Consider the following 9851-nt stretch of genomic DNA (forward strand, 5'->3'; position numbering starts at 1 on the left):
CTCGTCGGTCAGGTTGACCTGATCCTTGGGACCGGGCCCTGCCGTCGGCGGCTGCGGCGGCTGCGGCGGCCGCCCGCCCGGCTTGCGGCCCGTCTTCTTCGCGTTCTCCTCGCGTGCTGTCATCTTCGCTTCATGGTCGGCCTGCTCGCGCGCGAAGCGCTCCTTGGCCCGCGCCTCGATCTTCGCCTTGGCCGCGGCAATGCGGGCCAGGCGCTGCTCGCGCCGGGCCAACTCTTCCGGCACCGACATTCCATCCGGCACATCCGCGCAATCGGCGGCCTCCGCCAGCGCCATCAACTCCTTGACCTCGGCCTTCAGCTGCGCTTCGAGCTTGCTGGCATGCTCATAGGACAGCGCGCTGTGCCGGCTGGCGTTGGCGTGAACCTTGGTGCCGTCCAGCGCCACCGTGCCCAGCTTGAGCACCCCGGCCTCCCGGGCCAGCATCAGAACCTGGACGAACAGGCCTTCGATCTCCTTGAGAAACCGGCGTCGGAACGTGGCGATGGTGTCGTGGTCGGGATGATCGTTGGCAGCGATGAAGCGGAACGCCACCGAATCGTAAGTGGCGCGCTCGAGCTGGCGGCTCGAGAACACTCTCGTGGCGTAGCCGTAGACCAGCAGCCCCAACAGCACGCTCGGGTGATACGAGGCCGAGCCCGAGCCGCGATAGGCCTTGACCATCGCCGACAGGTCGAGCCGCTCGATCACCTCCACAACAAAGCGCGCCAGATGCCGCTCCGGCAGCCATTCGTCCACCGATGGCGGCAGCAAAAACCCGGTCTCCCGATCAACCTGGCGAAAGTTGCTCATCACCGCCCCAGTCAAAAATCGCAGAATCAATAATGCAACTGAATCTCATCCAAGCCCTCGGCTCAAGTCCGACAGGCTGCTAGCCGGTGTGCTTTGTGAAGTCGTGGCGGCGCGCGCGGACATGTGCGAGCAAATTCGCTTCGTTGACGACGCCATGCTGAAAGAGGCTCAGTATGGTCGAAGCTAAAACATGCTTGTCGATTGATGTGCTGTACCATTTTGCATCGGCGGTTACTTGATCGGCCACCCGTTGGCAGAGTGCCCTATCTTCGGCGTCAAGAAATTGACTTGGTGCTGGCATCACGACCGTTGGCAAGGGCGAGAGCAGCGGGCCGGTGCCCGCTCCGGTGCGGACAGATTTCGGCACCGGGCCTCGCCGGTTGGGGGTAGGGGGCTCCGGCTTCAGATACATGCACCGTCGCTAATATCGCCGAAGCATGCAAACGAAGGAAGACGCGCCCGCACTTCTATCCGCGGCTCGGCAATGGCTGATAATCCAGCGGTCGGCGCAGCGGTCCCGTAGCTCAGCTAGATAGAGCACCGGCTTCGAATCCCGTCGGGATCGCCAATTTCTTCGGGTCCGTTCTGGACACGTCTGTTCCAGTTTTCACCGGAAAGGCTGGCGAAGCCTGCCTTTTTTCGGATATCGCTAATCGTCCGGTCGGCGGACGGGATTCGCCGGCGTCGCGGACACCTCATGTGCTTGCGTTCATTCCATGTCCGCGGTCGAAGAGGGGTGGACTGTATTCGCCAATGGCGGGGCCGGGCCGATCTGAACGGGGCGATCTGCGAATGACACTGATGGGCGCGGCGGCGTTGCTGATCCTGATCCTGACCTATGCCGGCGTCGCTATCGGCAGGATCCCCGGGCTGCGCCTCGATCGGGCCGGCATCGCGCTGCTCGGCGGCGCGGCAATGATCGCCATCGGTGCGCTCAGCCTGGACGACGCCTACCGCGCCATCAATTTCGACACCATCACGCTGCTGCTCGGCATGATGATCGTCGTCGCGCATCTGAAGGTCTCCGGAGCCTTTCGCGCGCTCGGCGCCGTCGCCATCGAGCATGCGCATGCGCCCTTCATGCTGCTGGTCATGGTGACACTGCTGACCGGTGTCTTGTCGGCCTTCCTGGTCAACGACGCGATCTGCCTGGTCATGGCGCCGATCGTCGTCCACGTCACCCGCGTCATCAACCGCAATCCGGTTCCCTACCTGATCGCCACGGCCACCGCGTCGAATTGCGGCACCGTCGCCACCATTACCGGCAACCCGCAGAACATGGTCATCGGCGCGCTGTCGGGGATTTCCTATCCGGCCTTTTCGGCGGCACTTGCGCCGGTGGCGCTGTTCGGCCTCGTCGCCGTCATCGTCATCGTGCGCATCGTCTACCGCGCCGAATTCGCGCGCCAGACCGAGCTTCGCCCCGAAGTCTATCGCGGCCGCATGCTGCCGGGTCAGGTGCTGAAAGCGTCGGTCGTCTGCATCGGGCTGGCGATCGCCTTCTTTGCCGGGGTTCCAGTCGCCAAGGCAGCGCTGATCGGCGGCGCCATCCTTCTGGTCACCCGCGCCATCAAGCCGTCGCGCATCTACCGCGAGATCGACGGGCCGCTGCTGTTCATGTTCGCGGGCCTGTTCATCGTCGTCGCCGGCGCCGAAAAGACGCTGCTCACGCCCGATATCGTCGCCTCGGCCAAAGACCTCGGGCTGGGCGATGTCTGGCGGCTGTCCGGCTTCACCGCGGTGCTGTCCAACATCATGAGCAATGTGCCGGCGGTGCTGGCGCTGCGGCCGTTCATTCCCGGCCTGGAGAACCCCGAGCGCGCCTGGCTGGTGGTGGCCATGAGTTCGACCTTGGCCGGAAATTTCACGTTGCTCGGCTCAGTCGCCAATCTGATCGTCGCCGAGCAGGCGCGGGCGGTGGGCACGCAGCTCTCCTTCGGCGCCTTCTTCAAGGTCGGCCTGCCGCTGACGCTGGTGACGCTGCTGGCCGGGACGGCGTGGTTGGCGTTTGGATTCTGAACCGCCTTTTGGCGTCAATGGATTGGAGGGCTGCCGTCGGCGCCAGTCTTTTCAGTATGTTAGGTCGGTTTTCCGAGTCGGTTTGGCAAAGTCTTGCCATCCTCTAGTTCAAGCAGCGGCAGCCGCTGCCAGGCCGCGCGCCAGATCGGCCTTGAGGTCGCCGACATCCTCCAGCCCGATCTGCAGGCGGATCAGCGGTCCGTCATAGGGACCTTTGGCGACGGTGCGGTCGCCGAGGACGACCGGCACCGCAAGGCTCTCATAGCCGCCCCAGGAATAACCGAGGCCGAATATCGTCAGCGCATCGAGGAAGGCATGCTGCTGTTTCTGGCAGCCACCTGCCAGAACGATCGAAAAGATGCCGCTCGAGCCGCAGAAGTCTCGCTTCCACAGTCCGTGGTCGGGATGGCTGGGCAGCGCCGGATGCAGCACGCGCGCCACGCCCGGCTGGCCCTCCAGCCAGCCGGCAATGGCCAATGCGCTGCGCTGATGGTGGTCGAGGCGCACGCCCATCGTGCGCAGGCCGCGCAGTACCTGGTAGACGTCGTCAGGTCCGGCGCAGCACCCCATCGTGTTGAAGGTTTCCCAAAGCTGTTTCCAGCAGGCCTCGTTGGCCGAAACCGTGCCCAGCAGCACGTCGGAATGGCCGGCAGGGTACTTCGTCGCGGCGTGGATCGAGATGTCGACGCCGTGGTCGAGCGGGCGGAAGTAGAGCGGCGTCGCCCAGGTGTTGTCCATCATGACGATGACGCCCGCGGCATGTGCTGCCTTGGCGATGGCCGGTATGTCCTGGACCTCGAAAGTGTTGGACGCCGGCGATTCGGTAAACACCACCCTTGTGTTGGGCTTGATCAGGGACGCGATGCCGGCGCCTGCATGCGGATCGTAATATTCGACATCGACGCCCAGCCGTTTCAGCATCGTGTCGGCGAAATTGCGGGTCGGGTGATAGATGGAATCGACGATCAGGAGATGATCGCCGGACGACAGGAAGGCCAGCAACGGCACCGTCACCGCCGCCAGGCCCGAGGGCACCATGATCGTGCCGGCCGAACCCTCCAGCGCGTCGATCGCGGCGGCCAGCGCATCGGTGGTCGGCGTGCCGCGCGTGCCGTAGGTGTATTTCTGGCTGCGCGCCGCCATCGCCGCAGCATTGGGATAGAGCACGGTCGAGGCATGCACGACGGGCGGATTGACGAAGCCGAAATAGTCGTGCGGATTGTTGCCCGAGTGGGCAAGCCGCGTGTTGATGCCAATGTCGCCGCCGTCTTCTGCCATTCTTCTTCGCCTTGTGGTGAGACGCTAGCCATAGTGCGGCGGCACGGGCCGTGCAACCGCCCGGTATCGGCCAAGCAGCGGACTTCGAATACGCCAATTCTTCTTGGCGACGCAGCAGTAATGCCGAGTAGATCCGAAGGACGGATTCCCTTGGGGAAACCCGGATTGGCGCTGATCGGTGTCTGCCAATTCTGTTTGCGTGGCTTGCTATTTTCCCGATGCGTTTGTCTGCAATTCCGGCATTTCAGGCAATTGGTTTTCAAACTCTTTCGCTTTCGGTCATTTCCCTTGACCTCACAGGAATAATCGCCTTCGATGCAGTTCGTGAATGGGAGGCAGCGCGTCGCTTAACGATGCGGGGTTCCGGGAATGGGCCGGAACCGGAGCTGCGTTCACACGGGAAAAAAGATCAGGCTTTGCCTGACAACAGAAAAGGGTCTGTGGGTCATGAAACACATTGCAATCGGCATTCTCGGCGCCGCCACGCTTGGAGTGATGGCTTCGTCCGCATCGGCGAGCACGCTCGACGATGTCAAGGCCAAGGGCTTCATCCAATGCGGTGTCTCGACCGGTCTGGCCGGCTTCTCGGCGCCGGACGACAAGGGTGACTGGCAAGGCATCGATGCGGATTTCTGCCGCGCGGTCGCTGCCGCCGTCTTCGGCGACGCCTCCAAGGTCAAGTTCACGCCGCTCAGCGCCAAGGAGCGCTTCACCGCGCTGCAATCCGGCGAAATCGACATCCTGTCGCGCAACACCACCTGGACGATCAACCGCGACACGGCGCTCGGCCTGAACTTCATCGGCGTCACCTACTATGACGGCCAGGGCTTCATGATCAACGCCAAGAAACTGCCGGGCGTCAATTCCGCGCTGCAGCTTTCGGGCGCGGCCGTTTGCGTGCAGAGCGGCACCACGACCGAACTCAACCTTGCCGACTATTTCAAGTCGAACAAGATGGAGTACAACCCGGTCGTCTTCGAAAAGCTGGAAGAGGTCAACGCCGCCTATGACGCGGGCCGCTGCGACGTCTACACCACCGACCAGTCGGGCCTCTACGGCATCCGCCTGACGCTCGCCGCGCCGGCCGATCATGTCGTGCTGCCCGAAATCATCTCCAAGGAGCCGCTTGGACCGGCCGTGCGCCAGGGCGACGACCAGTGGTACCACATCGTCAAGTGGACCTATTTCGCGCTGTTGCAGGCCGAGGAACTCGGCATCACCAAGGCCAATGTCGAGGAGATGAAGGCCTCGGACAGTCCCGAGATCAAGCGCGTGCTCGGCCAGGAAGCAGATACCAAGATCGGCACCGATCTGGGCGTCTCCAACGATTGGGTCGTCAACATCGTCAAGGCCGTCGGCAATTACGGCGAACTGTTCGAACGCAATGTCGGTTCGGGCAGCCCGCTGAAGATCGCGCGCGGCATCAACGCGCTGTGGACCAAGGGCGGCCTGCAATACGCTCCGCCCATCCGCTGATCGAGATGTGATCCGGAAGGCGGCCAAGCTGCCTTCCGGTTTCTCTTTTCAGGGGATGGTCGCCAGAAGGGTGGTCGAATGGCATCGCAGGAAATTCTTCGCGAGGAGCCAAGCCGTGGTTCCTTCGTCAACGATCCGAAAGTACGCAGTCTCTTCTTCCAGGCGGTGGTCGTCGTCTTGCTGGTGGCGGGCGTCTGGTGGATTGCCCAAAACGTCATTGCCAACCTGACGCGCCTGCACATTGCTTCAGGCTTCGGCTTCCTCAAGGGCCGCGCGGGCTTCGACATCAGCGAGAGCGCTATCGCTTATTCATCGGATTCGACCTATGGCCGCGCCATTGTCGTCGGTCTCATCAACACCATCATCGTTGCGGTCGTCGGCATCATCACCGCGACCATCATCGGCTTCATCATCGGCATCGGCCGGCTCTCGCAGAACTGGCTGATCCGCAAGATCTGCACGGTCTATGTCGAGGTGTTCCGCAACATCCCGCCGCTGCTGGTCATCTTCTTCTGGTATTCCGGCGTGCTTGCGGTGCTGCCGCCGCCCCGCGACAGCATCAATCTGCCGTTCAGCTCTTTTCTCAACCAGCGCGGCTTCTATTTTCCGCGCGCCGTATGGGGCGACGGCTCCTGGCTGATCTTCGTTGCCTTGCTTGTCGGCATCGCCATGGCGTGGTTTGTCGCCCGCAAGGCGCATCAGCGGCAGATGGCGACCGGCCAGCAATTCCCGGTGTTCTGGACTTCCGCCGCGCTGATCGTCGGGCTGCCGCTGCTTGCCTATGCGCTGAGCGGCTTCCCCTTGAGCTTTGATTATCCAAAGCAATCGACCTTCAACCTGACCGGTGGCTTCCAGGTCAGCCCAGAGTTCCTGTCGCTTTACCTGGCGCTGTCCTGCTATACGGCGGCCTTCATCGCCGAGATCGTGCGCGCCGGCATCAGGGGCGTCAGCAAGGGGCAGACCGAGGCGGCCGCCGCACTTGGGCTGCGTTCGGGTTCGATCCTGCGGCTGGTCGTCGTTCCGCAGGCGATGCGCATCGTCATACCGCCGCTGACCAGCCAGTATCTCAACCTGACCAAGAATTCTTCCCTGGCGATCGCCATCGGCTACCCGGACCTGACCGCCACGGCGGGCACCGTGCTCAACCAGACCGGCCAGGCGGTCGAGGGCGTGCTGATCATGATGGCCGTCTATCTCATACTCAGCCTGGTGACCTCGGCGGTCATGAACGTGGTCAACGCCAGAATGGCGCTGGTGGAGAGGTAAGGCCATGCAGGAACACGACACGTCCTGGGTGCGCACCGAAATGGCGCTGGCACAGCCGGCGCCGGCTAGCGTGCGCGGTATGGGAGCCTGGGTGCGCACGAACCTGATCGGTTCGGTCGGCGACGCCATCCTGACCATCATCGGCATCGCACTGGTCGTCATGATCCTGCCGCAGGTCATCAACTGGGCCTTCATCAATGCCCAGTGGACGGGGCCTGACCGTTCCGTCTGCGCCACGGTGGCGCAGGGCGGCATCCAGGCGGATGGCTGGAGCGGCGCCTGCTGGGCCTTCGTCAACGCCAAGTTCGGCCAGTTCATGTTCGGCACCTATCCGATCGAGGAACGCTGGCGGCCGATCCTGGTCGCCGTCCTGTTCGTGGCGCTGCTGGTGCCGATGCTCATCCCGCGCGTGCCGCGCAAGGGGCTGAACGCCATCCTGCTGTTCCTGGTGCTGCCGATCGTGTCGTTCGTCCTGCTGGTCGGCGGCATGTTCGGCCTGCCGCATGTCGAGACCTCGCGGTGGGGCGGGCTGCTGGTGACGCTCAGCCTGTCTTTCGTCGGCATCGCGGTCTCGCTGCCTCTCGGCGTCGTGCTGGCGCTCGGCCGGCGCTCGAAGATGCCGATAGTCAAGATGCTGTGCATCATCTTCATCGAGACGGTGCGCGGCATCCCGCTGATCACCGTTCTGTTCTTCGTCAGCGTTATGCTGCCGCTGTTCCTGCCGGCCGGCGTCACCTTCGACAAGTATCTCAGGGCGCTGATCGGCGTGTCGCTGTTTGCCGCGGCCTATATGGCCGAAGTGATACGCGGCGGCTTGCAGGCAATCCCGAAGGGCCAGTATGAGGGAGCCGACTCGCTGGGCCTCGGCTACTGGCAGAAGATGGGTCTGATCGTGCTGCCGCAGGCGCTGAAGCTGGTCATTCCAGGCATCGTCAACACCTTCATCGGCATGTTCAAGGACACCAGCCTGGTCATCATCATCTCGATGTTCGACCTGCTCGGCATCGTCAAGCAGAACTTTTCCGACGCCAATTGGGCAACGCCGCAGACGGCCAGGTCCGGCCTGATATTCGCCGCCTTCGTCTTCTGGCTGTTCTGCTTCGGCATGTCGCGCTATTCAATGTACACGGAACGTCGGCTCGATACCGGCCACAAACGCTAAACAGAAGAACAAGGGGACCCTGTCATGGCCACAGAAAATGCCGTCAGCGCGGAAGAGATCAAGGTCAATGCCGCCAAGATGCAGATTTCCACCACCGATGTCGCCATCGACATCATCGCCATGCACAAATGGTACGGTGAATTCCATGTGCTGAAGGACATCAACCTGAAGGTCATGCGCGGCGAGCGCATCGTCATCTGCGGGCCTTCCGGCTCGGGCAAGTCCACAATGATCCGCTGCATCAACCGGCTGGAGGAGCACCAGAAGGGCAAGATCATCGTCGACGGCAAGGAACTGACCAACGACCTGAAGAAGATCGACGAGGTGCGCCGCGAGGTCGGCATGGTGTTCCAGCACTTCAACCTGTTCCCGCATCTGACCATTCTCGAAAACTGCACGCTGGCGCCGATCTGGGTGCGCAAGACGCCGAAGAAGCAGGCCGACGAGATCGCCATGCACTTCCTCAAGCGTGTCAAGATCCCGGAACAGGCCAACAAATATCCGGGACAGCTTTCCGGCGGGCAGCAGCAGCGCGTCGCCATCGCCCGCTCGCTGTGCATGAACCCGCGCATCATGCTGTTCGACGAGCCGACCTCGGCGCTCGATCCGGAAATGATCAAGGAAGTGCTGGAGACGATGGTCGGGCTCGCCGAAGAGGGCATGACCATGCTCTGCGTTACCCATGAGATGGGCTTTGCCCGCAAGGTCGCCAACCGGGTGATCTTCATGGATCAGGGCCAGATCGTCGAGCAGAACACGCCGGCCGAGTTCTTCGACCATCCGCGCCACGAGCGCACGAAACTGTTCCTGTCGCAGATCCTGCACTGATCGGTCTCATGCAGATCGAAAGAGCCCGGCCGCACCCCGGCAGGGCTCTTTTGCGTCCTGATCGCGTGCCGGCGATCGCGTCCCACTGCGTCGCGACCAGGTGGCAAGGCCGCGTCCGATGAAAAAACTCGGGCGGTTTCTCGGCATACTGGCGGTGGCAGTCGTGCTTGCGGTGACACTGGGCACGCTGGTGCCGCGGCCGCTATGGCAAGCGGCTGTCGCCAATCCTGCCACTACGCGGCACATCCTGGTGCTGAAGAACCCGATCCACACCGATATCGCCATTCCTGTCGACGAGGGCGTGCGTCAACGTTTCGGCTTCCTGGTCGATGCCGGCATTCCGGCTGATGCGGTGGAGGTCCGTTACATCGTCTTCGGCTGGGGCGGCCGCGCCTTCTATCTGGAGACACCAACCTGGTCGGAGCTGAAAGCGGTGCCGGTAATGAAGGCGCTGACATCAGACGCTTCGGTGATGCATGTCGATATCGCCGGCGACATTGCCGAGCCGCATCCTGATGTCGCCGGCTTCGATGTCGGCGAGGAGCGTTTTGCAGCACTGCTCGACTTCATCGCGGCGAGTTTCCAGCAGGGGCCGAATGGCCCGATCGTGGTCGAGAATGCCGCCTATTCCCGTTTCGACCGCTTCTACGAGGCGAACGGTCGTTTCAATGCACTGGTCGGCTGCAACACCTGGACGGCGGCGGCCTTGCGCACGGCCGGCCTGCGCACAGGCCGGTGGAACCCGCTGCCCGCCTCGCTTGGCCTGTCGATGCGGCTTTACAATTAACTATTTGGGCTCATCAATCGGTTTTGCGGTCCGGCCGATCCGCTTGAAATTTCGGACAGCTCTCTGCCAGAATTCTTCGGTCAATTCGGGGATGTCGTTCGTATCGACATCATCCTTCGAACGTGCTTTCAGCGCTGCGATTTCCGCTTTCTGGACATCTGTCAGCGGAGGCGGATTTGTCGGGTCGAAAGCGTATCGGATGACCTTGGCCATAGCTCATTCTTA

At 62.6% G+C, this 9851-nt stretch carries 10 protein-coding genes; 6 read left to right on the forward strand and 4 right to left on the reverse strand.

The window, feature by feature from the left end; all coding sequences use genetic code 11:
- Both MESS2_RS14275 and MESS2_RS14280 read right to left on the reverse strand, forming a co-directional pair.
- A partial coding sequence (locus MESS2_RS14275) for a transposase (protein ID WP_040593078.1) occupies positions 1–810 on the reverse strand: 810 nt, incomplete at its 3' end.
- 79 nt (positions 811–889) lie between these two features.
- On the reverse strand, positions 890–1222 hold the full coding sequence (locus MESS2_RS14280) for a hypothetical protein (protein WP_008875046.1): 333 nt from the start codon (positions 1220–1222) through the stop codon (positions 890–892).
- Between the two features lie 380 nt (positions 1223–1602).
- On the opposite strand from MESS2_RS14280, the gene MESS2_RS14285 reads away from it, so the two are divergent.
- Positions 1603–2829 carry an anion transporter gene (locus MESS2_RS14285; protein ID WP_008875047.1) on the forward strand — a complete coding sequence of 409 codons (1227 nt, stop codon included), beginning with the start codon at positions 1603–1605 and terminating at the stop codon, positions 2827–2829.
- 108 nt (positions 2830–2937) lie between these two features.
- On the opposite strand, the gene MESS2_RS14290 is transcribed toward MESS2_RS14285, so the two are convergent.
- Positions 2938–4107, reverse strand: a complete 1170-nt coding sequence (locus MESS2_RS14290) for a cystathionine beta-lyase (RefSeq protein WP_008875048.1) — start codon at positions 4105–4107, stop codon at positions 2938–2940.
- 447 nt (positions 4108–4554) lie between these two features.
- On the opposite strand from MESS2_RS14290, the gene MESS2_RS14295 reads away from it, so the two are divergent.
- The 5 genes from MESS2_RS14295 (at position 4555) to MESS2_RS14315 (ending at position 9626) form a co-directional block, all read left to right on the forward strand.
- On the forward strand, positions 4555–5583 hold the full coding sequence (locus tag MESS2_RS14295) for an amino acid ABC transporter substrate-binding protein (RefSeq protein ID WP_008875049.1): 1029 nt from the start codon (positions 4555–4557) through the stop codon (positions 5581–5583).
- A gap of 78 nt (positions 5584–5661) precedes the next feature.
- Positions 5662–6849: an amino acid ABC transporter permease gene (locus tag MESS2_RS14300; protein WP_008875050.1), complete on the forward strand. Its 1188-nt coding sequence runs from the start codon at positions 5662–5664 to the stop codon at positions 6847–6849.
- A 4-nt stretch (positions 6850–6853) separates the two neighbouring features.
- A complete protein-coding gene (locus tag MESS2_RS14305; RefSeq protein ID WP_008875051.1) occupies positions 6854–8011 on the forward strand; it encodes an amino acid ABC transporter permease in 1158 nt (385 codons plus the stop codon).
- A 78-nt stretch (positions 8012–8089) separates the two neighbouring features.
- The gene (locus tag MESS2_RS14310; RefSeq protein WP_040593083.1) at positions 8090–8839 is read left to right on the forward strand and encodes an amino acid ABC transporter ATP-binding protein; all 750 of its coding nucleotides are present in this window, start codon (positions 8090–8092) and stop codon (positions 8837–8839) included.
- 118 nt (positions 8840–8957) lie between these two features.
- Positions 8958–9626, forward strand: coding sequence for a TIGR02117 family protein (locus MESS2_RS14315; protein WP_008875053.1), 669 nt, complete (start codon positions 8958–8960; stop codon positions 9624–9626).
- Here MESS2_RS14315 and MESS2_RS14320 read toward each other — a convergent pair whose 3' ends face one another.
- On the reverse strand, positions 9627–9839 hold the full coding sequence (locus MESS2_RS14320) for a hypothetical protein (protein ID WP_008875054.1): 213 nt from the start codon (positions 9837–9839) through the stop codon (positions 9627–9629).
- Positions 9840–9851 lie beyond the last annotated feature (12 nt).

It is taken from the genome of Mesorhizobium metallidurans STM 2683, assembly GCF_000350085.1.
In the GTDB taxonomy this organism is placed as follows: Bacteria; Pseudomonadota; Alphaproteobacteria; order Rhizobiales; family Rhizobiaceae; genus Mesorhizobium; species Mesorhizobium metallidurans.